General features: G+C 48.4%; 19 protein-coding genes and 1 pseudogene. 11 read left to right on the plus strand and 9 right to left on the minus strand.

Translation table 11 applies throughout. The features are described 5' to 3' along the window. Nucleotides 1-279: 279 nt before the first annotated feature. Nucleotides 280-543 carry a DUF2188 domain-containing protein gene (locus H579_RS26190; protein WP_036566539.1) on the plus strand — a complete coding sequence of 88 codons (264 nt, stop codon included), beginning with the start codon at nucleotides 280-282 and terminating at the stop codon, nucleotides 541-543. 67 nt (nucleotides 544-610) lie between these two features. Here the strand turns inward: H579_RS26190 and H579_RS0117015 are convergent, their stop codons facing one another. The 8 genes from H579_RS0117015 to H579_RS0117055 all read right to left on the minus strand — a co-directional run bounded on the left by H579_RS0117015 (nucleotide 611) and on the right by H579_RS0117055 (nucleotide 11,289). Beyond that, nucleotides 611-1,663, minus strand: a complete 1,053-nt coding sequence (locus tag H579_RS0117015) for an isopenicillin N synthase family dioxygenase (protein WP_084624195.1) — start codon at nucleotides 1,661-1,663, stop codon at nucleotides 611-613. A 375-nt stretch (nucleotides 1,664-2,038) separates the two neighbouring features. Then, nucleotides 2,039-3,034 (minus strand): GlxA family transcriptional regulator, encoded by a 996-nt coding sequence (locus tag H579_RS0117025; protein ID WP_051227781.1) that lies wholly within the window; start codon nucleotides 3,032-3,034, stop codon nucleotides 2,039-2,041. Between the two features lie 128 nt (nucleotides 3,035-3,162). Beyond that, on the minus strand, nucleotides 3,163-4,356 hold the full coding sequence (fdhA, locus tag H579_RS0117030; protein WP_028301689.1) for a formaldehyde dehydrogenase, glutathione-independent: 1,194 nt from the start codon (nucleotides 4,354-4,356) through the stop codon (nucleotides 3,163-3,165). A 198-nt stretch (nucleotides 4,357-4,554) separates the two neighbouring features. After that, on the minus strand, nucleotides 4,555-5,892 hold the full coding sequence (locus H579_RS0117035) for an MmgE/PrpD family protein (RefSeq protein WP_028301690.1): 1,338 nt from the start codon (nucleotides 5,890-5,892) through the stop codon (nucleotides 4,555-4,557). A 108-nt stretch (nucleotides 5,893-6,000) separates the two neighbouring features. Further along, nucleotides 6,001-7,059 (minus strand): glycine betaine/L-proline ABC transporter substrate-binding protein ProX, encoded by a 1,059-nt coding sequence (gene proX, locus H579_RS0117040; RefSeq protein WP_051227783.1) that lies wholly within the window; start codon nucleotides 7,057-7,059, stop codon nucleotides 6,001-6,003. 221 nt (nucleotides 7,060-7,280) lie between these two features. Further along, nucleotides 7,281-8,216 carry a glycine betaine/L-proline ABC transporter permease ProW gene (proW, locus tag H579_RS0117045; protein WP_028301692.1) on the minus strand — a complete coding sequence of 312 codons (936 nt, stop codon included), beginning with the start codon at nucleotides 8,214-8,216 and terminating at the stop codon, nucleotides 7,281-7,283. Between the two features lie 148 nt (nucleotides 8,217-8,364). Further along, entirely contained in the window at nucleotides 8,365-9,543 is a 1,179-nt protein-coding gene (proV, locus tag H579_RS0117050; protein WP_028301693.1) for a glycine betaine/L-proline ABC transporter ATP-binding protein ProV, read from the minus strand. A 534-nt stretch (nucleotides 9,544-10,077) separates the two neighbouring features. After that, nucleotides 10,078-11,289, minus strand: coding sequence for an aromatic ring-hydroxylating oxygenase subunit alpha (locus H579_RS0117055; protein ID WP_028301694.1), 1,212 nt, complete (start codon nucleotides 11,287-11,289; stop codon nucleotides 10,078-10,080). Nucleotides 11,290-11,571: 282 nt separating this feature from the next. On the opposite strand from H579_RS0117055, the gene H579_RS0117060 reads away from it, so the two are divergent. The 10 genes and pseudogenes from H579_RS0117060 to H579_RS30135 form a co-directional block, all read left to right on the plus strand. Beyond that, on the plus strand, nucleotides 11,572-12,567 hold the full coding sequence (locus tag H579_RS0117060) for a LysR family transcriptional regulator (protein ID WP_028301695.1): 996 nt from the start codon (nucleotides 11,572-11,574) through the stop codon (nucleotides 12,565-12,567). A 693-nt stretch (nucleotides 12,568-13,260) separates the two neighbouring features. Then, nucleotides 13,261-14,874: a BCCT family transporter gene (locus H579_RS0117070; protein ID WP_028301696.1), complete on the plus strand. Its 1,614-nt coding sequence runs from the start codon at nucleotides 13,261-13,263 to the stop codon at nucleotides 14,872-14,874. 394 nt (nucleotides 14,875-15,268) lie between these two features. Beyond that, a complete protein-coding gene (locus H579_RS26195; protein ID WP_036566541.1) occupies nucleotides 15,269-16,270 on the plus strand; it encodes a dihydrodipicolinate synthase family protein in 1,002 nt (333 codons plus the stop codon). Between the two features lie 3 nt (nucleotides 16,271-16,273). Further along, a complete protein-coding gene (locus H579_RS0117080) occupies nucleotides 16,274-17,791 on the plus strand; it encodes an aldehyde dehydrogenase (protein WP_028301697.1) in 1,518 nt (505 codons plus the stop codon). A gap of 160 nt (nucleotides 17,792-17,951) precedes the next feature. Then, nucleotides 17,952-19,301 (plus strand): NAD(P)/FAD-dependent oxidoreductase, encoded by a 1,350-nt coding sequence (locus H579_RS0117085; RefSeq protein WP_036566544.1) that lies wholly within the window; start codon nucleotides 17,952-17,954, stop codon nucleotides 19,299-19,301. Between the two features lie 266 nt (nucleotides 19,302-19,567). Then, on the plus strand, nucleotides 19,568-20,683 hold the full coding sequence (locus H579_RS0117090; RefSeq protein ID WP_028301699.1) for an FAD-binding oxidoreductase: 1,116 nt from the start codon (nucleotides 19,568-19,570) through the stop codon (nucleotides 20,681-20,683). 305 nt (nucleotides 20,684-20,988) lie between these two features. Continuing rightward, complete coding sequence (locus H579_RS0117095) at nucleotides 20,989-22,947, plus strand: HAMP domain-containing methyl-accepting chemotaxis protein (RefSeq protein WP_028301700.1); 1,959 nt, start codon at nucleotides 20,989-20,991, stop codon at nucleotides 22,945-22,947. A gap of 146 nt (nucleotides 22,948-23,093) precedes the next feature. Next, nucleotides 23,094-23,861 carry an AzlC family ABC transporter permease gene (locus tag H579_RS0117100; protein WP_028301701.1) on the plus strand — a complete coding sequence of 256 codons (768 nt, stop codon included), beginning with the start codon at nucleotides 23,094-23,096 and terminating at the stop codon, nucleotides 23,859-23,861. Continuing rightward, on the plus strand, nucleotides 23,861-24,196 hold the full coding sequence (locus H579_RS0117105; RefSeq protein WP_028301702.1) for an AzlD domain-containing protein: 336 nt from the start codon (nucleotides 23,861-23,863) through the stop codon (nucleotides 24,194-24,196). Before H579_RS0117100 ends, H579_RS0117105 begins: the two co-directional genes overlap by 1 nt. Before the next feature lie 53 nt (nucleotides 24,197-24,249). Beyond that, nucleotides 24,250-24,506: pseudogene (locus H579_RS30135) on the plus strand (IS701 family transposase); the annotation flags it as partial. Here the strand turns inward: H579_RS30135 and H579_RS0117110 are convergent. Further along, nucleotides 24,459-24,734, minus strand: a 276-nt coding sequence (locus H579_RS0117110; protein ID WP_028301703.1) for a hypothetical protein, incomplete at its 5' end; no start/stop codon positions are given. The pseudogene H579_RS30135 and the gene H579_RS0117110 overlap by 48 nt on opposite strands.

Here is a 24,734-nt window from a genome sequence, read left to right on the forward strand (position 1 = left end):
TGATTGATTGAAACTTCATCACTTTCCCTATCGTCATCTGCTGATGAAAAAATGTCACTCCAAGTCTGGCAGTTCAGATCGCAATAACCGAACCTCTATACTTCTTGGTTTTATCGGAATTCGTTGTATCAGCGCCTTCTTTTCCAGTTTGATGACCATCCGATGAACAGAGGGAGCTAATACCTGCAAACCATAACAACCAAAGGCAGTGCTAGTGCTAGCCTGATTAAGCGAGCCAACATCACTACCCAATTGACTTATATGTATGAAGAGTCCTACATGAATAAGAAACTCTCAACATGTGACAAGATGCTGGAGTGGAGATGGATCGTCAAGAAAACTGGTGCTTCCAGAGCCTCAAAATTGGCAGGAAAAGAAGATATGATTGACTGGCCAAGGAGCATAGTCAGAAATAAAAAGTTAGATGTCTACATCCATATTAAAGATGGCAGAGTCCAGTCCAAAGAAAGCTACCTATCGTTGTGTAAGAGCAGATTTTCCAGCAACAGCCTAATATCAGACCCTGAGAATCCGAGTAGTTAGAGAGCTATTGCTGAAAACCGCTCCTATATACACGCCCAGAACGAGGATAAAGTGGTTATAGCATCAATCAATTCGTCAAATGCACATAGCTATCCACAAAACGCTTGTACTTATGCTGACCGCAGGTATAGCTCTGGTATTTAGCCGGGTTTTCTTCACTCTGGCAGGTCGGTACAACACTCACCACAGCATCAAAATCCAGGTCCATAAAGAAAGGCACGGAGTAACGCTGTTTACCACTGGTATTCACAACACGGTGCATCGTTGATATATAACGATCATTAGTGAAGGTCTGTACCAGATCACCGATATTAACGATAAAGGTATCTTCAATCGGTGGCGCTTCAACCCACTCTCCTTCTAGATTCTGTACCTGTAAACCACCGTTCTGATCCTGAGACAGAATAGTCAGAAAACCGTAATCGGTATGGGCACCAATACCAATCTCTTCCTGATTGATCTCGCCCTGCTGCGGTGGATAGTGCAACAAACGCTGAATAGTAATGGGCTTTTGCTGCAGGCTTTCAAAGTAGTCTGCTGGTAACCCCAAGCTTAACGCGATACCACTGATCAACTTATGAGCTAGGTTCATCATCTCGCTGTGATAACGCTCCATGGTTTCCCGGAAGCCTTCCAGTTGCTCAGGCATCAGGTTAGGGCCAAAGAAAGGTGAGACCTCTTTTTCATCTTTGGCGAAGTCAAAACATTCTTTAAAGTCGCGGGTGTTTTTCGGATCAACATTTTCACCGTAGAGCGGAATATAACCCCTCAATGTTTGACCCGAGTTAACGATATTCAGCTGCTCTTTTTCTGCTTGGGGCAGAGAGAAAAAAGCTTCTGCCTGGCTATAAACATCTTGGATTAGCTGTTTATCAACACCGTGATTTTTAATGTAAAGGAAACCGATATTTTCACAAACGTTAGCCAGCTCTTTCGCTACACTGCTTGGGTCACTGCCATCAATCAGTGATGCCACATCGATCACCGGCACCTCTGTAAACGAGGTCGCTTTGCGATGTAAACGGGCATCACTTAAAGCGGTATTAAAGGCGATTGTAGGATTATCTTGAACCGGGCTGGCTTTATTTTCATTTGTAGCTTCTGTTTGGGTGCTAATCATTTGTATAGACCTGTCATATATCCACCAAGACAAAAACGATTGATACACTGCAGGCCATCATCAGTAACGATATATCCTGTCATCTAAGTGTTTGGTTAACCCGCTCTTGCTTCGGTGTTTTTTATTGTTGGTGTTCGTTGTTTGTTGGGTATTAGTACTGCGTTAGTGGACAGGCTCAGTTTCGCGAAAATAATGCAGGTGCTATATCACAAAAGCGAAGAACACTATCGTCAAAACGATAAATTTCACGATGACAATTTAGAAGTTAGAATGAGGGAGCTTGACGCTCTTTTTTGGTGCATAGAAAAACGTCAACTACACCAAAAGTCAGCTTAAAATTGTGAAATAAGACGGCAAAAGTAATTATCTAGCGATTTATCGCTGGCGGACTTCTGAGGGGCGTTTGTGATAAAAATCTCGGAAGCACTGACTGAAATGGCTCTGGGAATTAAAACCCGTGGCTTGAGCGATATTGGCGATACTCAGGCAAGTCTCTTCAAGCATTTTATGAGCATGTTGCAGACGCAACTGAAGGTAATAACGACCGGGAGTGGTGTCGGCGAACTTGCGGAACACCATCTCTAAATTTCGTGGCGTTGTACCGATCTGGTTGGCTAGAGTTTTGATGGAATAGGGCACGGCGATATGTTTTTCCATCAACTCAACTGCGGCACCTAAACAGGGAGACTTAATACGCAGGCTGATACGCTGTCGCGTACTTTGCATCGCTTCTGAACTGCGAACCTGATCCTGCATAAATTGCTGTGCAACCCGCCAGGCAAAGTCCCGTCCATGATCCAAGCCAATCAGATACAGCAACATATCCAGAGTTGCCGTACCTCCGGCACTAGTGAGCACATGATCCGATACTGTAAACAGGTTTTCCTGAATAGGGATATCAGGATAGAGCTCAGCAAAGGTGGCTTGATACTCAGGCACCAGAGTACAGGATCGATGCTTTAACAGACCTGCTTGCGCCAAAATAAAGGCGCTGCCACTTAATGCGGCGATATAACCCTTATGTTGATGGATACGTTTGAGCCAATGGTTGAGGGATCGGTTGTTATAGTTAGCCGCATTGCGATAGCTGCACAGCAGGAGAATATCGCAGCTCTGACTATCGGCCATACTAGCCGTGATGCTAACAGGTACACCATTGGAGCTGGTGACAGGTTGATTCAGCTCTTTATCGGGAGAACAAATTGAATAGCGGTACAACTCCTGACCGCTTAACTCATTAGCGACACTCAGCGCCTCGATCGCTAACGAAAACGAGGTCAAAGCGAAGCCAGGCACCAGTGCAATAGACACCTGAATCGGGCGAGTCGCAATGCCATCAGAGGGTTCTATGGGCCCGTTTTTATTATTCATCGCTTTATCGATATCTCATTTGATCAAGGCTTTTGAATCTTAAGCATCGGTACTCTGCAAATAGGCTCTTATGCTAAGCATAAGAGCCTACCTATCCTATCTATTAGAAAAGATCCCTGAAAAAGCGATCAGGACACTTCACCGTGAGGATCAATGACAAACTTCTTGGCGGCACCGCCGTCAAAGTCCGCATAACCCTGCGGTGCATTATCCAGACTGATCATCTGTACATTGACCGCATCAGCAATCTTCACCTTATCAAACAGGATCGCCTGCATCAGATTACGGTGGTACTTCATCACAGGGCACTGACCGGTATGGAACGAGTGAGACTTAGCCCAACCCAGACCAAAACGCATGCTTAGTGCGCCAACCTGTGCCGCTTCATCTGCCGCACCCGGATCTTCTGTCACATACAGACCGGGAATACCGATCTGACCACCGGCACGGGTGATCTGCATCGCGGAGTTCAATACGGTCGCGGGTGCTTCCGTGTGGTGATCACAGCCACAACCGTGCGCCTCAAAGCCCACACAATCGACAAAGCAATCCACTTCACGCTCGCCCAGAATCACTTCCAGCTTATCTTCCATATCGCCTTCTTCACGTAGGTCGATGGTTTCACAGCCAAAGCTACGAGCTTGCTCCAGACGATCCTCAATCATATCGCCAACGATGACACAGGCCGCGCCCAACAGTTGAGCGGATACCGCTGCTGCCAGACCAACCGGGCCAGCACCGGCGATATACACGGTAGAACCCGGCCCGACACCTGCAGTCACACAGCCGTGGAAGCCCGTTGGGAAGATATCTGATAACAGCGTCAGATCCTGAATTTTCTCTTTTGCCTGATCCGCATCCGGGAATCTCAACAGGTTAAAGTCAGCATAAGGCACCATGACATACTCGGCCTGACCACCAACCCAACCGCCCATATCCACGTAGCCATAAGCAGCACCGGGACGCGCTGGGTTTACGTTCAGACAGATACCGGTCATACCCGCTTTACAATTACGGCAACGGCCACAGGCGATATTAAAAGGTACGGAGACAATATCACCGACCTCTAAAAACTCTACATCACTGCCTTTTTCCAGAATAATACCCGTAATCTCATGACCCAGTACCAAACCCTCCGGTGCAGTGGTACGGCCGCGTACCATATGCTGGTCACTGCCACAAATATTAGTAGTCAGTACCTTCAGAATGACTCCGTGATCACATTTACGATTACCCAGTGCCAGTTCCGGGTAAGCAATCGATTCGACCTCGACCTTACCGGCACCTTTGTACACCACACCTCTGTTAGCTGCGCTATTCATACGTTAACTCCTATGTTTGCTTTTATTGTTTTGAGCGTCTTCTTTGAGTGAAATCGATCCAGACAGCATAGATGTATCCTCTTAGCTCTCTTCACTCGATGGATATAGCATTTAAAGCGGTTCAAAAATGGTTATTTGTTTTTTATCGGTTCATTTATGTCTTAAGAGCTTGTCTTCAACGGGTATTAACTGGCTGGGTTAAGCTTGCATCACCAGATCAAATAGCTCGCTACACTGCTCTGCTGAAGGCAGGTTCTGTACAACGCTAATGATCTGATCCTGTTGCTGCGCACTAAAACTGACACCCGCCAGCAGACGGAATTTGTCAAGGAACTCCTGCTCGGTCATCGCCGTCGCGGGATCACCTTTAGCCTGGGTAATCGGGCTGGTCAGCGTTTGGCCATCTTTCAGTTGAATGGTGACACGGGACAGAATCTCTTCCGGGAAACGTTCAGATAGATCATCGGCTTCAACGATCTCAATCAGGCGGCTAACTTGCAGGATATCCTCGGCGCGAATCGCATCACCGGTCACTTCCTCTGGCCCCACCTGACCACGGCTGATCAGAGCAGCTAATGGGAACGCTAAACCGTACTGGGCTTCATCGGCATTGGCTGGGAAGTGGCCTTGTAGACGCATGGATTCATGGAAGGTTTCAACACGAACATGCTCAACATTGCCGCCATTGATCTCAGGGTGCTGTGACATCATCGCGGTTGCGGCAGTCAATGACGGCTGTGCCCAGCGACATACAGGCCAAGGCTTAAAGTATTGGGCATCAATCTCCCAGCGTTTGCCCAGATCATTCCAGCAGTAATTGATCTTATCTTGCTGCACCGTTTCGGCCGGGGCACCGGTAATACCACACTGGGCCATAAACACCGCATTAACACCAGCATAGCCACCGGCACCGTGGGCATCACGCAGCATGGAAGGGAAGTCCACCAGACGCATCATAGGACAGCGGGGTCCAAAGTATTCCGCAATACCCAGCGCATGCAGGAAGGTTTCTTCATCCAGATCCAGTAGACGAGCTGCCGCACATACCACACCTAAGCCAGAGAAGGCACCGGAAGCGTGGTATTCCGCAGCGGTATCCATCAGCGCAACACCGGCACGCAGACCTGTTTCATAACCGATCGCCAGCGCCGTTAAAAACTCTTCACCGCTGATCTCACGGCCCTGATCACGACAGGCATCGGCCAGAGCAAACAATGCTGGCACGACCGTTGCGCCGGCATGACCTTTTGAAGTGAAGTGACCTTCGTGAGCATCCAGGCTGTCTGCAGTGAAACCACCCGCCCAGGCCGCACCTAAAGGATTGACCGGACGACCATCAAACATCAGCCGGGTATTCATGCCTTCCAACGCCGGATAATACTGAGCGGCATAATTGCGGATATTGCAGCTGGTTTCGCTATCACGTGCACCGGCCATCACACCCAGGATATCCAATAAAGAGATATTCACCAGATAACGGGTATGCTCAGGAATATCGCCGTAATTCAGCGTCTTAATAAAGTTAAACAGGGACATTTCTCAGTTCCAAAAGGACAAGGTGCAGTAAATAAAAATCGCCTTAGGGCAAATAAGGCACCTGCAGGTGCCTTATTTCATGGTTGCAGGCGCTTTACTTGTAACAACTTACTTAGCCGCGGCGCGAGCCTGCTCTAACCAACCATCAAATTTAGCCTGATGGGCAGAAATCCACTCTTTGGCATGACGCTTAATATCCGTGATAGATTTTTCGCCATTCTGCATCTTCAGGTTCTGAGCACTTTCGTCACCGGCTGTAATCTGTACAAGAGATAGCAGCTTAGCCGCCGCTGGATTCTCTTCCGCAAAATCTTTGTTCATTACAGATTTCACCTGATCAACCGCAAAGCCCAGGTTCTTGCCCTTGAAGCTGGTATTTACGTCATTGTTGCCATCGGGCAGGTCGGTGTGAGGTACTTCCAGCCATACAACGTCTTTATCTTCAACCAATACACCAGCAATCCACTGAGGCACCCAAGTGAAGTACAGTACAGGCTGACCTTCGTTATAACGGGTGATGGTATCGGCCATCAGTGCGAAGTAAGAGCCCTGGTTATGCTCAACGGTTTTCTCCAGATCATAAGCTTCCAGATGGTGGTTAATCACCAGCTCACAGCCCCAACCCGGATTACAACCAGTTAGATCCGCTTTACCGTCACCATTGGCATCAAACAGTTTAGCGATTTCTGGCTTTTGCAGATCGGTCAGGTATCTTATGTTGTGCTTTTCAGCGGTTTTCTTATCGATCAGATAACCCTGCAGTACACCCGGAATCATATTACCGGCTTTCACCATGGTGTCGTCGCCACCAGCTTTCTGGTAGAAGCTATCGTGCAGGATATCCCACAGATGCACACTGAAATCAGCATCGCCGTAAGACAGCGCCAGCATCATGGTCGCGTATTCCGTTTCTTTCGGTTCATCCACTTCGTAACCCAGGGCTTCCAGACCGGCAATCGCGATCTCACCACGGAAACGCTCTTCGGCAATAGGTGGGAAGATCGGCGTCACTTCAACACCATCACCCGGCATTGAAGCCGCTTGAGCTGTGCTCGACAGGCCCGTTGTAGATAATGTCGCCAGCGTGATAGCGCTAGCTGCAGTCAGCTTAGTCAGGGATTTTTTGATTCCAGTAAAAGACAGCTGTTTCAGACTTGAGTGCATCATAGGGATAACCTCATTGTTTGTTCATATGCCGTTGTGACACGGCCTGTTGTTGTTATTAACGGAGCTATTTTTAGCCGCTGAAAACAGATACAAATGAACCGTTTCAGCGAACCTAGGGTGTATCCAGCCCTCACCCAGGCCAGAAGGCCCAGGCGATGGTTTAATTTTTGTTTTACTGAGTCTCTCTTGAGAGATTTGAAGAGCTTGGCTAACGAGCCGTTTTATTTGGCTTGTGCACCACGAAAGGTTCTGACAAAGAAACCAACCGGGCCAGTTTCATACCAGTGCAGGGTGTTGCTGCTATCGGAGCGTTCGCCCATGGCTTGAGTCAGTCGATCCAGGAAGATCGCCAGCAGTACCAAACCCAGACCACCGACGGTTGCTAGCCCCATATCCAGACGGCCAATGCCACGTAACACCATCTGACCCAGGCCACCGACAGAGATCATGGAGGCTATCACCACCATGGACAGGGACAGCATTAGGGTTTGGTTGACACCTGCCATGATGGTCGGCGTAGCCAGGGGCAGCTGGACTCGGAACAACATCTGACGAGGTGTACAACCAAAAGCTCGGGCCGCTTCGATCTTATCTGCCGGGACCTGACGGATACCTAGGTTGGTCAGGCGCACCAGAGGCGGTAACGCAAATACGATAGTCACCAGTACACCGGGTACGTTACCGATGCCAAACAGCATCACTACGGGTACCAGATAAACAAAGGCTGGCAGAGTCTGCATCGCATCCAGTACCGGACGGACAATTTTCTCAATCCGGTCACTACGTGCCGACAAGATACCCAGAGGTACACCCAGTACGACACAGAAAAACAATGAGGTCAGCACCAGCGACAGCGTGGTCATCGACTCAGACCAGACACCGATTAGGCCCAAGAAAAACAGCGTTACCGCACAGAACAGGCCCATGCGTTTACCGGCCAGCTGCCAACCTAACAGGGAGGAAAAGATAATACCGATCAGTGGCGGAATGGATTGCAGAATACCTTCAGAGATATCCAGCACTTGATCGATCGGCCAACGGATGGCACGGAAAAAACCACGGAAGTTCTGCACCAAGTACTGCAAAATACTTTCGACCCATTCGCCCAGTGGCAGGTTGAGGTACTGGAACGGATCTAACAAACTAAATTCAGACATTGTTATTCACCCTGATATTGTTCTTTTAATAAACGGCGAAACAAAAGTCTCTGGCTCAAGAGATGTCATATCTTCTAGCACTGAGGCCAAAAAATAGAGCAATACTTTTGTTTCGCGGTGTACATTAGGTACGCTAGGGAATCGGAAATTATCGGCTCAGAGTCTGTAGTAACAGGTCTTTGGTAATCACGCCTTTAAAGGTGCCGTTATCTTCAATCACAGGGATTGGATAATCGGAATTCGCAATGGTCTTCACCGCGTCCTGCAACATATCGCTACTGTTGATGGATTCGTGGGAATCCATACACTGAGCCAACAGACTTTCCGGGTTGGCCTTGGCAGTGGCATCCAATCCTTTAAGAGAGATCACGCCCTGCAGTTTGTCGCTGTTATCCAGCAGATAGCCAAACTGACTGCCATTGGTAGGGGGTGACTGAACGCTACCATTGATACGAATGGTACAACCGCTGTTTGCACAGGCCACATCACCGGCTTTCAGGATCTTGCTGACGTCCACACCTTTAAAGAAGGTTTCAACGTAGTCGTCTGCCGGGTTACGCATCAGCTCTTCCGGGGTGCCGATCTGTACGACACGACCACCTTCCATAATGGCGATACGATCACCAATACGAACGGCCTCATCCAGATCATGGGAGATAAAGATAATGGTGCGTTCCTGCTCCTGCTGCAGACGAATCAGCTCGCCCTGCATTTCATAGCGGATCAGAGGATCAAGGGCCGAGAAAGCCTCATCCATCAGCAGAATAGTAGGGTCATTCGTCAGCGCACGGGCTAGGCCGACACGCTGCTGCATACCACCGGATAACTGATGAGGGTAGCTGGAACTGTGTTCACCCAGACCGACCTGCTCCAGTGCTTCCTGGGCACGCTTGTTGCGCTCATCTTTATCAACTCCTGAGATTTCCAGACCAAAAGCGGCGTTTTCCAGCACGCTCATATGCGGCATCAACGCAAACGACTGGAACACCATGCTCATCTCTTTGCGGCGCACATCCAACAGATCCGCATCACCCAGACCGGTAATGTCTTTGCCTTTCAGCTCAATTGTGCCTGCAGTGGGCTCAATCAGACGGTTCAGCAGTCGAACCATGGTGGATTTTCCGGAGCCTGACAGGCCCATGATGACAAAAATTTCGCCCTTTTTTACCGAAAAAGAAGCGTCGAAAACACCGACTGTCTGACCGGTTTCTTCAAAAATTTCTTCTTTCGTAGAACCATCGCGAAGCATCTGCATTGCAGTATCAGGCTGATCACCGAACACCTTGTAGACGTTTCTGATAGACAGAATATCGTTGGAATCTGTCATACAAACCTCTGTTTTATTATGTTTATTATTACCGCTTCAACTGACATAGATTTTCTGATCAAGCAGAATATTCTTTTTGGCAAAAAGACTTTTTATTCAAAGAGTTACCAAGGGTATTGATAACCCCTAATCGTCTTGATCGCCCCAGCAGTATTGTTGTGTTACTAAGGTAAGGGCTTTGTAAAAAACCGTCCAACGACATATTTTCCGTATAAACCATAACGCTGAGTTATGGTTAAGCCGGAGAATAAGCAGGCTGCACCAACGTCATAACCTGAAGTTACCAGTTGCCTCATAAGAGGGCGTTGTTGCTACATCGGATGGGGGTAACAGTGAAGTCCCTGCATATTTAGCAGAACAAAAGTCGTTTCCAGCATGCTGCTAGTAACAGTCAAATCGCACAGCCAAACAATGAATGAAAGCCAAAGAAAGGCAATAAAAAACGGCAGATCCGACCGCCCAAAAGGGCTGTCAAAACTGCCGTTTGCCGCATAGCTTTTTTTAAGAGGTTTACTATTCCCTCTTATAACTCTCTTATTTGCTCAGTTTTGCTTTCATCGTGTCACAGTACCAATCCACAAACTGACATACACCGTTCTCAGCGATATCAGAGAAAGGGCCCGGTACGTAAGAAGGTGAACTTACGCCACGGAAAGTCTCTTCAACCAGTTCACGATCTTGATCGTTCGTCGCCATCCAAACCTTAATCAGGTTATCCAGATCGTAATCCACACCTTCAACCGCATCTTTTGGCACAATCCACTTGGTGGTTACCAGAGTCTCACCAGAACTTAGAGGCAAAACACGGAAGCTCAGCGCGTGATCACCCAGGAAATGGTTCCAGGTGGATGGGTAGTTGAAGTACAGCAGCGCACCGATATCTTCCACATCGGTATCATCCAGACGACCATTAACCGCTGGCTGACCAGTCATGGTGTAGCTAATCGCCTTAGCCGACAGAGGGATACGGGTCATACGGTATTGACCGTTTTCATCCATCACCAGACGGCTTGGCAGACCTGCCGCTTCACACTTATCCCAGTGTGCTACCAGCTCTGGATCATCATCACCGCCGACACCCGCTACAGACAGGTTCTCAACAAAGGAGTTCAGCAGCTCTGGGTGGTTACCGTCACAGTGGTAACACTCACGGTTGTTTTCGAAGACCAGTTTCCAGTTACCGCGTTCCACCAAGTTAGCCTCATGGGCGACTTTACAGTTTTCCAGATTGTGCGGAGTGATAAATGGAGACAGGTCCTGACGGAACTGCTCAAAATCAGGCGCTTCTTCAGCCACACAGATATAAATGTAGGTGTTTACGATTTCACAATGTACCGGCAGCAGGCCGTGATCATCATTGTTAAAGCGATCTCCCATATTAGCCGCAAAGATCAGCTTACCGTCCAGATCGAAGGCCCATTTGTGGTAAGGACAAACCAGCTTAGCGGTTTTACCTTTCGACTCAGCACAGATGCGGGAGCCGCGGTGGCGACAGGCGTTATGGAAAGCACGCACTTCACCTTGATTATCACGCACAATCACTACAGGGTAATCACCCAGCTGAACCGTCATATACTCACCGGCTTTTTCAAGCTCAAAAGTATGGCCGGCAAAAATCCACTCCTTGTGCCAAATCTGCTCAAGATCCTGCTGATACACCTCTTCATCACGATAGAGATCACGGCTTAAAGCATGGCGGGGTTTACGTTCATTGATCAGCTCAAGAGTCTTGGCTTTGCTTGTCATTTTATTGCTCCCATCACGCTACCCTGAGGTAGGTTTATTGTTGTTGTGGTTTTATTTAATTGTTTTGGCGTAATTTAAGGAGGTACACTTAAAATATAGAACCTTCCCAACTACCCCTGTGTCGCTATTTAAGTCAGACACCATAAGTATGAAGCTTGTTGGTGCCCGACCTGCGAGTCATTCCCCACTGAATGTGGGCTTATTGAACTTGCAATCCAGTGTATTGTTGGCTGGGGAATGGGAAAAGCGACTTTTTATTCAGAGAATTGAATACCTGAAGTTATGGCTAAACATGTTGAACCGGACCAGATTCTGGTAAAAATGCCCTCATTACGGGCTGTAAAGTCTTTTGTAGCAGCGGCAAAGTATCAAAACTTCACCCGCGCAGCAGAGGCTTTATGCGTAACTCAGGCTGCAATCAGTCGCCAGATTAGAGAGCTTGAAGCGTCATTAGGTGTCGAGCTATTTAAGCGGGCGGGACGTGCCGTTGAGTTAACGGAAGCCGGTACTATCTTTTATGATGCCGCCTATCTATCGTTTGTGAATATTGCGCAAGCCGCGCAACGTATTCAGAACAGCAGTCAACGTAAGCAGGAGCTGACCATCTGCTGCTCCCCAGCGTTTTCTGCGTTTTGGTTATCTGCCCGTTTACCGAGCTTTTTTGCCGCCAACCCTGAAATTGACGTTAATGTGGTGACTACTAATAACTTCCTGCATATGGAACCCGGTGTGCACCCTGATATCTTTATTAATAAGGTCAGCGACCCCCGTGAGGGTTATCACTCGATCCCATTGTTTCACGACCTGATCTTCCCGGTATGTTCGCCACTGTTTTTAAAACAGAATCCAGAAGTTGCTACGTTGGAAGGTTTGCAAAATACGACACTGCTTAACCTGACACCCTATGGTCGTTCACAGATTGCAGAACATGTGGATTGGGGCGTCTGGTTTAACAGTCTGGGGATTGATATTGATTTGAATAACGGCCCAGAAGGCAAACGTCATATCTTTAACGCCAACGACTTTAACGTATTGGTGCAGATGACCTTGAACCATCAGGGGGTCAGCCTGGGCTGGCATCAACTGGTGGCCCCTATGATTGAACAGGGCTGGTTGTTACGACTGGGTGATATGGAGGTGCAATATAAAGAAAAACTGCATTACCTGACTTACGCTGAAGGCAAGAAAGATAACGAGGCCTTTAACACCTTTAAGGAGTGGTTCCTGCAGAGTGTGGCAGAAGAGCCAACGGCGGTGGTGAAAGCTCCATCGGCATAAAACTATTTGGCTCCTCGACGTTAGGTGTGGATTTATTGAAATGTATCTGCCCGTCATCGTCGCCTCGCAAAGCCAGCTATCCACATAAGCGAGGAAGCAGGCCTGAAAGCCCGAGTAGCCCAGTTGCGGAAACTGAATGTGAAGCGTGGCAGAGAGACAGTGCAGAATCTGCCTTGATTCCGAGCTGAGCAAATAATCAGCCCGTAAATCAAATTCACACGCAACGTCGAAGAACCAGTTTATGTTTCAGACCTTCTTTCAGTTTATCTAATACCAGGCGGAACACTTCCCCGGAGTGCTCATCCATAAAGACCTGTTTACTTCACAGGGGTTCACCAGGGTATTTTCAAATCGGTTGTTGATATGTGCAATCAGATAACCCCACCCGTAGAACACTTCATTACTTGCGCCCGTACAGGCTCACCTTGCAACGTGATTCGGCTTAAAGCGCTAAATGATCACCTTCACCATAACTAAACCTTATGTTTTGCGCACAAAAAAGGTTGATTGTGCGCCTCACCCTATCCTCGTTACCATTTGATCGTACTCGATTTGGCTATATCGACACTCCAAAATTTCATCTTAATCCGCTAAAAACTGGTTGATTGAGATGCCATTGTTCTACTGTATAAATACACTCAGAACGATAACAACAATTACAAAGAAGGAAGTCATGCACTTCATGAGGTACCTATGACGGCTACTAACAAGAGAGTAGATAAATCCAACTATATTGATACCGACTACACAATAGGTCAGGACAATGTGCAGAAATACATTGGTCCGGTAGGTGTTGATATCCATAACCCTGTATTTGGCCTGACCGCATTATCCGTGATACTACTGGTACTGTTTTGTTTGATATTTGACGAAACCGCCGCTGAAACTTTTGGTGCACTTCGCCCATGGCTCACCACTCAGTTTGACTGGGTATTTGCTGTGAGCATGAACATTTTTGTGCTGTTCTGCTTGTATCTCATCGTCTCGCCTCTGGGCAAGATCAAGATTGGTGGTCATACAGCCAAACCAGAGTATTCCCGTTTAAGCTGGTTCTCGATGCTGTTTGCAGCAGGTATGGGGATTGGCTTAGTGTTTTATGGGGTACTGGAACCCATGTATCACACCCTGAATGCACCATTGGGAGGATCTGGACTACTGGATGCCAACGGTAATGTGAAAACAGGTGAGGCGGCGACCGAAGCGATTAACCTGGGTATGGCAGGCACAATCTTTCACTGGGGCTTACACCCCTGGGCAGGCTATGCGGTTGTCTCTCTGGGTCTGGGTATCTTCTGCTACAACAAGGGATTGCCGCTGACAATCCGCTCTGCGTTTTATCCCATACTGGGTGAAAAAGTCTGGGGCTGGCCAGGGCATTTGATTGATATTTTCTCAGCCCTTGCCACGATGGCGGGCCTAGCAACCTCACTCGGCTATGGAGCCACTCAGGCTGCGGCAGGTCTGAACTATCTATTTGGTTTTGAAGCCGATAATAATCTGATGGTAGTGATTATTATCGTCGTGACCTGTGCTGCACTATTCTCGGTCTACCGAGGGCTGGATGGTGGCGTAAAAGTCCTCTCCGAGATCAATATGGCTATCGCACTGCTGCTGTTTATGTTTGTACTGCTGGCCGGTGCCACGACGGATATTATCTCGCTGTTTTTTAATAGTGTGACCTCTTACGTACGTGAACTACCGGCACTATCTAACTGGGTCGGTCGTGAAGATACAGATTACTTCCACGGCTGGACAACCTTCTACTGGGCCTGGTGGATTGCATGGTCACCGTTTGTCGGCATGTTTATCGCACGAGTATCTGTTGGTCGTACCATACGTGAGTTTTTGCTGTGCGTTTTATTGATACCGACTGCGGTTTGTATCGCCTGGATGTCTGTTTTTGGCGGTAATGCGATTGATCAGATGATTAACGGATATAGCGGCGTACAGTCAACTATTACCAACTGGACACCTGAACTGTCGCTGTTCGAAACGCTCAGCCAGTTGCCTTTTACAACCATAACCTCTGCGGTAGGCATTATTCTGGTGCTGGTATTTTTTATTACCTCATCGGACTCTGGTTCTCTGGTCGTGGATACCATCTGTGCTGGCGGTAAAGTGGATGCTCCTGTGCCTCAGCGCTTGTTCTGGTGTACCTTTGAAGGCTTAATTGCTATTGCGCTTTTGCTCGGTGGGGGTTTAGGCTCCCTACAGGCTTTAGCCATTGCAACCGGTTTCCCGTTTGCTATCTTCTGCGTAGTAATGTGTTACTGCATTTATAAGGGACTGAAAAGCGAGAAAGTCTAACATATAGACAATAGATCAGGCTGAGTACTCTATTTAGAGTTTCAGCAGATAACTTGAAAATATTACTACAGACCTACCAAGGCCTGACTGTTTATTGGTGTGAAACCGATGGAGTCAGGCCTTTTGCGTTTCCCTCCCCCCTCTTCAAAGCTAATACAGAGCCATTATTTACCGCACTTAGAATCTCTGTTGAGAGCGTTTAGAAAAACTCTCTGACAATAACGTTTTAAAAGCGGGTTTTGCCACAAACTTCCATAACCTGACGTTATGTTTTAAGCGAAAAAAAGGTTGATTGTGGCTTATCTCCTCGCCTCGTTACCATTGACTAAAGTTCGGGTATTCGATGAAACGAAAAATCCGAGTCCTAAGAACAATGATAACTAAGGTGATACTGATGCAGTTCGAAGGGATATATACCCCGGTGATCACACCCTTCCGGGAAGACTACTCCATCGATTTCGATGCCTACGCTGCCCATGTCAACTTCTTGAAGGAGTCTGGCGTTCACGGTTTGATGATTGGCGGAACCACAGGTGAATACTATGTGGAAAGCCATGAAGAGCGTGTTGAGCTACTTAAAGTTGCCCGCGAAGTCGTGGGTGGCCAAGTGCAAATTATTTTTGGTACTGGTTCCGTCAATCCTGATGCCTCCATCAAGCTGGCGCAAGACGGCGCTAAACACGGTGCAGACGTACTATTGGTGGCGACCCCACCTTACTCTCTGCCGACTCAGCGTGAACTGGCCCTGCATGCACTAGCGATTGATCGCGCAGCGGATATGCCAATCATGCTATATAACTACCCGGATCGTATGGGCATTAACATGGAAGAGGAATTTCTTGACCGTGTTGGCCGTTCCGCAAATTTCTGCGGTATCAAAGAAAGCTCTGGTGATATCAACCGTCTGCATATGCTGGCCCGTGATTATCCTCATATCCAGGTCTCCTGTGGCATGGACGATCAGGCGCTGGAATTCTTCGCTTGGGGTGCTCAAAGCTGGGTTTGTGCCGGTTCCAACTTCCTGCCAAAAGAGCATATTGCACTGTACAAAGCCTGTGTACTTGAAAATGACTTCCGCAAGGGTCGTCGCATTATGTCCGCGATGATGCCGCTGATGCGTGTACTGGAGCAGGGTGGCAAGTTTATTCAGAGCGTGAAATACGGCGTTACTCTGGACGGTCGTTTCTCTGGTGAGGTGCGCAAACCCCCGCGTGGTTTGAATAAAGATGAGAAACGGGCCATGGCTCAGGTGGTTAAAACCCTGAAAACCACCATTGCTGGTATTGAAGCAGAAGCCAATGGTGAAGCGCCATCTCAATTTATCGAGTCTATTAAAGCCAGTATCAGCGAAACAGAAGCCCTTGCTCAACAGAGCAATCAGGAAGCGGGAGAATAAGCCATGTCCGATCTATTAACCCTGGAAGAGTATCAGGCTGTTGCCGCTGAGCTAAACCCGCCAGCAATGAGCTTTGTCGATGGCGGTTTCCGTCCTTCGGTTTCAGGCAATACTTTTGAAACCATCAATCCTGCGACCGGCGAAGTACTGGCGAACGTTGCGGCCTGTAATGCGGAAGATGTGGACTTTGCAGTCTCTAAAGCACGCGAAGCGTTTGAAGATGGTCGCTGGAGCAAACTGCATCCCGGTGAGCGTAAAGAAGTGCTGATCAAGCTGTGCAAACTGGTTAAGCGCAACAGCCGTGAGCTGGCGGTACTGGAAAGCCTGGACTCGGGTAAACCGATTGCGGATTGTGAAAATATCGATATCCCAGAGTTTATCCATACTCTGACCTGGCACGCGGAAGCGATCGATAAGATCTACGATCAAACTGCGCCTGTGGGTCCTGATGCGCTGGCGATGGTTGTGCGTGAGCCGATCGGTGTGGTGGGTGCCGTGTTACCGTGGAACTTCCCGCTGCTGATGCTGGCGTGGAAGATCGCCCCTGCTCTGGCGGCCGGTTGCTCTATGGTGGTGAAACCTGCCGAGCAAACCTCCCTGACCGCCCTGCGTATTGCTGAGCTGGCCGCTGATGCGGGTCTGCCGCGCGGTGTACTGAATATTGTTACCGGTGGTGGTGCTGAAGTCGGTGAACCTCTGGGTCTGCATATGGACGTGGATATGGTGACCTTTACCGGCTCTACCGTAACCGGTCGTCGCTTCCTGCGTTATGCTGCGGATTCCAACCTGAAGAAGGTGGTACTGGAGCTGGGTGGTAAGAACCCATGCATCGTACTGGATGATGCGGAAGATCTGGATAAAGTGGCTGAGCAAGTATGTGCGGCGGCGTTCTGGAATATGGGTGAAAACTGTTCCGCAGGTTCCCGTCTGATCGTACAGGAAGGCATCAAAGATGCCCTGCTGGAGCGTATTAAAGCCCACGCCCGTGATTGGAAAACCGGTAACCCACTGGATCCAAACAATGAGCTGGGTGCCATGATAGATCAGGGACACTTTGCCAAGGTTTCAGGTTACCTGGAGCAAGGTAAGGCTGCCGGTCACCAAGTGGTGTTGGGTGGCGAAACCGTGGACGGTATCTTTATCCAACCAACGGTTTTTGACGGTGTGAAAAACAACGACCCACTGGCTCAGGAAGAGATCTTTGGCCCTGTACTGTCGGTTATTACAGTCGCCAGCTACGATGAAGCTATTGCCGTAGCCAACGATACTGAATACGGCCTTGCCGCTTCTGTGTTTACCGCGAATGCCAAAAAAGCGTTGCGTGCGGCACAAGCGGTGCGTGCAGGAACTGTGACGGTGAACTGCTTCGGTGAAGGTGATATCACTACCCCATTTGGCGGTTATAAACAGTCCGGTTTTGGTGGTCGGGACAACTCGATTCACGCCCATGACCAATACACCGAACTGAAAACGATCTGGGTTGACCTGAGCGATGATGCTGTGGACGGCTGCGTCGACTAAGCCCAATCATCCCACTTTAAACCAAATCACACTATTCTCTCTGGGAAGGGCGCTTTGCGCCCCTCTCACGGCCCGCCTTTGCCCAAACGCTGGCCTGTATACACAAAAGTGTACAAAAAACAGATGCAAGACACTGATTTGGTCGCTATGGGTAAACATAATGAATAAGAAAACAATCACAGTGAAACGCCTACCTAAAGACCCGGGCCCCGCAGCCTGGAATCAGGTATTAACACAAGTACCCGGCTATCCTGAACTGGAACGTGATATTCAGGCAGATTGGTTGATTATCGGTGGTGGTTTTACGGGTTTGGCTGCAGCCCGCCGTTTAGCACAATTAGTCGGCGATGAACGTATAGTACTGTTAGGGGCGGCCCAGCTAGCCAACGGTCCTGCTGGTCGTAACAGTGGCTTTATGATAGACCTGCCCCACGAACTGAATTCAGAAACCTATGCCGGGGCCCACGAACAAGACCTGCAACAGATACGCCTGAATCGTGCAGCCATCGCTTTTGCTGCCGGGATGGCACAAGAATACGCCATGGATGCGAAGGTCTTTGATCCGTGTGGTAAAACCACTGCAGCGGGTTCGGATAAAGGCATCGCGCATATCGAAAGTTACCGCAAACATCTGGATGCTCTGGGTGAACCTTATGAGATGCGTAGCCCGACAGAGATGAAAAGCTGGACTGGTAGTGACTTTTATCGTCTGGGCTTATACACCTCCGGTGCAGTGATGATTCAACCTGCTGCCTTTATCCGCCAAGCAGCTAATGGACTCAGTAATCAGGTAGATATCTACGAAAACAGTCCGGCACTTGAAATCACCCAAGGTGATGTTCATCTTGTTAAAACCCCGAAGGGGCAGGTCAGGGCAAAAAATATTATTCTGGCAGTCAATGGGCATATCCAGTCATTTGGTTTCTATCCTCGTCAACTGCTGCATGTATTTACCTACGCCTCTATGACCCGAGCTCTAAGCCAGGATGAGATCAAACGGTTAGGCGGTGTCAGCGATTGGGGCATTCTGCCTGCCGATCCGATGGGGACAACAGTACGACGGTTCTCAGATTATAGGGGCAGTGGTGATCGTATTGTGATTCGTAACCACGCCACACTGAATCAGTCTATTGAAGCTAATACCAGCAATATGAAACGGGCGGCTCGCCTGCAGGATCAATCCTTTGCTAATCGCTTTCCCATGTTGGAAGGGGTTGAGATGGAACACCGTTGGGGTGGTCGCTTATGCCTGTCATGGAACTCGATGCCCGCATTTGGCGAAGTAGAAACCCGAATCTGGTCCGCCTGCTGCCAAAATGGTTTAGGCACAGTAAAGGGTACGCTAGCTGGCATGATGGCCGCGGAGCAAGCGGTATTGGGACAATCCGAACTGTTAAGCCTGTTTTTAAACCATCAACAGCCAAAACAACTGCCACCGGAGCCATTTCTGTCTTTAGGAGCCAATATGACTATGCGCTGGAAAGAGTGGCAGGCCGGTATAGAGCTGTAATAGATGCAGCCTCTAAAATGTGGAACTACAGTTTGCAAACTATGATCAACAACAACCAAAGATAAACCCTCTTTATTTAGAGTAGGTTAGCTTTTGGAATACACTAAGTTTAATAAGAAATACTAAATCTTGTCGCACTTATAAAGGTCGTACTACCGTGCTACTCAAAAACGACTGACAAGTTCCGAATCAACAGAAGAATAATCAGCAGTACAGGCTCTGCTCTAGATAAATTCAGGACAGTGAACAAGCTGCAGGAGAGGAAAATGAGCGAATTTAATACCTCCGATTTTATGGACACCATGAGCACCCAGGTCTGGACCAACGGTCGACACCTGGTACGCTGCGTCAAAGTGATCGCAGAAACTAAAGATGTTACCACCTTTACTTTTGGTATGAGCGAGCCGGTGCTCTTTTTCTTCAAGCCTGGGCAGTTTGTCACCTTGGAACTGGAAATTGATGGTGAGCGTGTGATGCGCTCCTACACTATCTCCAGCTCACCTTCGATTCCTTATAGTTTCTCTATCACCGTAAAACGGGTTGAAGGTGGCCTGGTTTCTAAATGGCTACATGACAACCTAAAATCAGGTGATCAGATTGCTGTGCACGGCCCTGTGGGCAAATTTAACTGTATGGACTTCCCATCAGACAAAGTACTACTGCTGTCTGGCGGTGTAGGCATCACCCCGGTAATGTCGATGGCCCGCTGGTGGTTCGATACCGACAGCGAAGTAGACATGGTGTTTGCCCATAGTGCCCGTACCCCAAACGATATTATCTACGCCCGTGAGCTGGAATATATGTCCAGCCGTGTTGATAATTTCCAGATGCACCTGATCTGTGAACGTAACGAGATCGGCCAGGCCTGGGGCGGTTATCGTGGTTATATGAACATCCATATGCTCAGTTTGATCGCGCCAGACTTTATGGAGCGGGAAGTGTTCTGTTGTGGCCCTGAGCCTTATATGGCTGCCGTGCGTAATATGCTACGTGATGCCGGTTACGACATGGATCGCTACCACGAAGAATCCTTTGGTGAAACACCAGTCAAGGATGTGGAGCGCGCTGAAAAACATGCGGATATGGCCGAAGAACAAGAAGCGCTGGATCAAGACCAAGAGACCGTTCAGGTGTCCTTTACTGATGCCGGTGTTCAGGTGCAAGTACCAGTAGGTACTAACCTGAACGAAGCCGCCGCTCAAGCCGGTGTCAATATCAGCAAAGCCTGTGGCTTAGGCATCTGTGGCGCTTGTCGTGTTCAAGTCACTTCTGGTGAGTGCGATATGGACCATGGTGGTGGTATCACCGACGAAGAAATTGCAGAAGGTTATGTGTTGTCCTGTTGTGCCACTGTTAAAGGGGATGTGGAAATCGACTACTAGGGAACGTCAGATCCCTAACGATTAACCCTCATTTTGGGCAAGGGAAGTGCCTACTTTTTAATCGTTCACAATCGGACTTTAAAGTTTAGCGAAAGCACTCAATCGATATAGCACTCAATCAATATTTAAGCCAATCGCATCTTTCTAACCTGTTCCGATGCCTCTAATGCCTGGCACTTCTCTTCTGCAGAGGACCTTTCCAGGCTAAGCACCGGAACAGGTATAGGATTCGTTTGACCTGAATTCAGCCATTTCGCTTTGTCGAAGAGTTGCACCACGCCTTTAATTCGCTTCCCGAGGTTGTTATGACAATTAGAACCAAGCTGGCCTTGATCCTGGCGATCACTATTATTATTCCAGCAACGACCATTACTTCTTACTTTATTTATCAGGTCCGCCACAGTGCTATTGAGGATTTCCAGGCCTCCAGCCAGCGGGAGATTACTCAGATTGATAATGCCTTTAATATCTTTTTTGGCGATCTGAAAAAGAATATTAACTATCTCGCCTCACTGCCACTGATCACCCAGCCCGTTGATGGTGCCCCTAGTTTTGTCAACGGCCCTGAAGGTTTTACCGGTTGGGATTCTCTCACTGGCAGTGCCAAAGCAATCTTCCAGACCTATACCCTATTTGCCGATGCTAATCCGGGGCTGGCTTATGTCTATACTGGTCGCAGTGATGGCCACTATATCGAATGGCCGGGCAGCACCTTCAAAAGTGCTTACGACCCGCGCTCTCGTCCGTGGTACAAAAAAGCCGTGGCGGGTAATGGCGAAACCGTGCGCACCAACGCTTACTACTGGAAAGGGGATGACGCCACCTATATCGCCACCGCTAAAGCGATTAAAGATAGCAACGGCCAGATTATCGGTGTGCAAGCAATGGATGTCTCCGTTAAACAGCTGACCGAAACCGTAAAAAATATCCGTATCGGCGAACAGGGTCATATCCTGTTAATCGAAGATAACGGCAATATTCTGGTGGACCCGAAACAACCGGATAATAACTTTAAACAAGTCAGCGAACTGGATAACCCGCTGTATAAAACCATCGCTAATAACCCTAAAGGCCTGATCGAAACAGAGCGCAATGGCGAACGTTATCTGGGTCAAATCTTTCAATCCCAGGAACTGGGCTGGCGTTTTGTCGCCCTGGTACCGGAACAGCAGATTTTTTCTGCCGTAAACCAGCAGATATGGACCTCCATTCTTGTATCCAGTGTCTTGGTGATTTTTAGCATTCTGCTGGGTACCTTCTTCTCCCGCGTGATTACCGATCCTATTAACCGGGTTACTCATGTACTGCGCCAGATCTCGTCTGGTCAGGGGGATTTAACCCTGCGTATGCCCATTAACTCTAAAGATGAGGTCGGTCAGCTCTCTGAGTCCTTTAATGGATTTACTAGCCATCTGCAGAGCATTATTCAACAAGTCGTACAACTCAGTAATCAACTGAAACTCTCCTCTGATGACAGTGCACAGCAGGCCAAGGCCTCTAATAACAATGTACGCCTGCAGCTGGAACGAATTACTCAGGTCAGCACCTCAATCAATGAGATGTCACAGGCCACTACCGAGATCGCCCAAAATGCCGAACAAGCCGCTCGTATCGTCGAAGATAGCGACAGTGCAACGGCAGAAGGCAAACAAGCGGTGGAAAATACCTGCGACTCTATCAGCCAGCTGGCACAGGAAGTGGGTGAAACCTCTCAGGTGATCAACAAACTGAATGACAGTACCCAGCAGATTAACTCCATTCTGACCACTATTCAGGGCATTGCCGAACAGACCAATCTGTTGGCACTGAATGCCGCTATTGAAGCTGCCCGTGCAGGTGAACACGGTCGAGGGTTTGCGGTAGTAGCCGACGAAGTACGTAACCTGTCTCATAAGACCTCAATCTCTACTGAAGAGATTCAGCAGATGATTGAAGAGCTGCAAGGCACCACACAAAAAGCGGTGGATATTATGCAACGAGGACAAACTATGGCCGACGACACCGTTTCCCAGGCGAACCAAGCCAACGGCAGTCTGGACCGCATTACTCAGGCGGTCAATCAGATCAAGGATATGACCAACCAGATCGCTACAGCGACAGAACAGCAAACCTCGGTTTGCCAGGGCGTGACGCAGCACGCCGATGAGATCAATCAGATTGCGGTTCAGGTCTCATCCGATGCGGATAAACAGCTGCAAAGCGCCGAACAGTTCCGGCAACTGGCGGAGAATATGCACCAGCTGGTGGGGCGCTTTAGAGTTTAATCAAACGAGATTACTCAAGTAAGGCTGACGTGCGTGATGTATGAGCCTTGCATACTTGCGGCTTGATTAGACCGCTACAGACAGCCTGCCTGATACAGAGAACATTAATCTGACACGGCAAGTAGAGGATAATAGAGGGAAAAGGAATGCAGTTTTGTACTTATCGCGCCCAATACTGGCAAGGAACCCGTGACCTATTGCCGCTGGTCTCCGGTGTATTGCCCTTTGGCCTGATTGCCGGAGCCAACGGTGTCGCCTTAGGTATGAACCCTGAAACCATTATGGGCATGACCCTGCTGTTTTTTGCCGGTTCTGCCCAACTGGCCGCTTATCAGCTGATTCAGGAGGGCGCCCCCTTTGTTATTATTCTGGTGACCTCTGTAGTAGTGAATCTACGCTTTGCTATCTACAGTGCCACCTTTGCACCTCTGTTGGCTCCACTGAAAAAACACCAACGCTGGCCCATCGCTTATCTGCTATCCGATCAGGTTTATGGCCTCTGCGCCATCCCAGATCAGATGGCAAAATCCGACGGTGAACGCCTGTGGTATCTGATTGGTGTGGCCACCTCTATGTGGCTCAGCTGGATATTGTCTGTTATTGGAGGTGTTGCCTTGGGAGCCAGTATCCCTGCCGCATGGTCACTGGAATTCACTATCCCATTGGCCTTTCTTGCCATGTTAGTCGCTACCATCACCCGACCGGTAATGTTATTAGTGTCTACGGTTTCTGGTGTTTGCGCCGTACTGTTTCAGCTACTGCCCTATAATAGTGGATTTATTGTTGCCGTTGTGACTGGAGTAATTGCAGGTTTGCTATTGCCCAACTTCCTGCTAACCCGTGCTTTATCTTCGAATAAGCTCAAACAAAATAAGTCTGAACAAACTAAGACGCAAACACAGGAGGATAACTGATGGATACGTTATCCCTGTGGTTACTCTTTATTATTGTGGGCTTAGGTACCTTCCTAGTCAGGCTTTCCTTTATCGAACTACACGGCTCCACACAAAAACTGCTGGAACGCAGTCGAAATATTCTTGCTCTACTGCCACCCGCTATCTTAGCAGCAATCTGTATTCCATCGATTCTATTTAGCCGTCCAGCATTAGAATTTCAGTGGGATATCACCCAAATTGCTGCTGCGATTGCCACGGTACTGATCGCTCGCTTTAGCCGTAGCGTATTCTGGCCCATTGTCGGAGGTATGGTTTGTTTGTGGGTGTTGAGGTGGTTGGGTAAAGTTTTATAGCTTCCCCTCTTTCCATCAACAACTACTTATCTCTATCATAAACGTTAATCGCTTTCTTAAACCGCGAAGATTACCAACCAAAGGATATGTTCGAGGCGGCAGCCCAAGACTTATGTCTTATAAGTGGCACATTGAGTGTTGATGATACCGTTCTTGATAAACCTTATAGCCATTCAGTGGCTTTGGTCAGCCACTTCTGGTTTGGAAAACACCACCGGGAGGTCAAGGAATTGACCTTGCTACCCTCTACTACACTGACCTTTCAGATCGCCATATGCCTGTCAATTTCAGGATAGGCGACGAATCGCAAAAATAACTGTTCTGTATTGAATTTTTCTTGCTTTCGAATAGCAGATTGCAGGCTCTTTTCTTGTGCCTCAATAACATTAAGTATTTTTAATGAACATAGTAACTCATCAGCTAGTACCGTTTCACAGGGGAAGTGATTGATTGAAACTTCATCACTTTCCCTATCGTCATCTGCTGATGAAAAAATGTCACTCCAAGTCTGGCAGTTCAGATCGCAATAACCGAACCT

Source organism: Oceanospirillum beijerinckii DSM 7166, assembly GCF_000422425.1.
Classification (GTDB): Bacteria; Pseudomonadota; Gammaproteobacteria; order Pseudomonadales; family Halomonadaceae; genus Oceanospirillum; species Oceanospirillum beijerinckii.

Bases quoted from the DNA above. Each gene is read 5' to 3' on its own strand.
- H579_RS26190 (WP_036566539.1), top strand. From the start codon at position 280: ATGAATAAGAAACTCTCAACATGTGACAAGATGCTGGAGTGGAGATGG.
- H579_RS0117015 (WP_084624195.1), bottom strand. From the start codon at position 1,663: ATGATTAGCACCCAAACAGAAGCTACAAATGAAAATAAAGCCAGCCCG.
- H579_RS0117025 (WP_051227781.1), bottom strand. From the start codon at position 3,034: ATGAATAATAAAAACGGGCCCATAGAACCCTCTGATGGCATTGCGACT.
- fdhA (WP_028301689.1), bottom strand. From the start codon at position 4,356: ATGAATAGCGCAGCTAACAGAGGTGTGGTGTACAAAGGTGCCGGTAAG.
- H579_RS0117035 (WP_028301690.1), bottom strand. From the start codon at position 5,892: ATGTCCCTGTTTAACTTTATTAAGACGCTGAATTACGGCGATATTCCT.
- proX (WP_051227783.1), bottom strand. From the start codon at position 7,059: ATGATGCACTCAAGTCTGAAACAGCTGTCTTTTACTGGAATCAAAAAA.
- proW (WP_028301692.1), bottom strand. From the start codon at position 8,216: ATGTCTGAATTTAGTTTGTTAGATCCGTTCCAGTACCTCAACCTGCCA.
- proV (WP_028301693.1), bottom strand. From the start codon at position 9,543: ATGACAGATTCCAACGATATTCTGTCTATCAGAAACGTCTACAAGGTG.
- H579_RS0117055 (WP_028301694.1), bottom strand. From the start codon at position 11,289: ATGACAAGCAAAGCCAAGACTCTTGAGCTGATCAATGAACGTAAACCC.
- H579_RS0117060 (WP_028301695.1), top strand. From the start codon at position 11,572: ATGGCTAAACATGTTGAACCGGACCAGATTCTGGTAAAAATGCCCTCA.
- H579_RS0117070 (WP_028301696.1), top strand. From the start codon at position 13,261: ATGACGGCTACTAACAAGAGAGTAGATAAATCCAACTATATTGATACC.
- H579_RS26195 (WP_036566541.1), top strand. From the start codon at position 15,269: ATGCAGTTCGAAGGGATATATACCCCGGTGATCACACCCTTCCGGGAA.
- H579_RS0117080 (WP_028301697.1), top strand. From the start codon at position 16,274: ATGTCCGATCTATTAACCCTGGAAGAGTATCAGGCTGTTGCCGCTGAG.
- H579_RS0117085 (WP_036566544.1), top strand. From the start codon at position 17,952: ATGAATAAGAAAACAATCACAGTGAAACGCCTACCTAAAGACCCGGGC.
- H579_RS0117090 (WP_028301699.1), top strand. From the start codon at position 19,568: ATGAGCGAATTTAATACCTCCGATTTTATGGACACCATGAGCACCCAG.
- H579_RS0117095 (WP_028301700.1), top strand. From the start codon at position 20,989: ATGACAATTAGAACCAAGCTGGCCTTGATCCTGGCGATCACTATTATT.
- H579_RS0117100 (WP_028301701.1), top strand. From the start codon at position 23,094: ATGCAGTTTTGTACTTATCGCGCCCAATACTGGCAAGGAACCCGTGAC.
- H579_RS0117105 (WP_028301702.1), top strand. From the start codon at position 23,861: ATGGATACGTTATCCCTGTGGTTACTCTTTATTATTGTGGGCTTAGGT.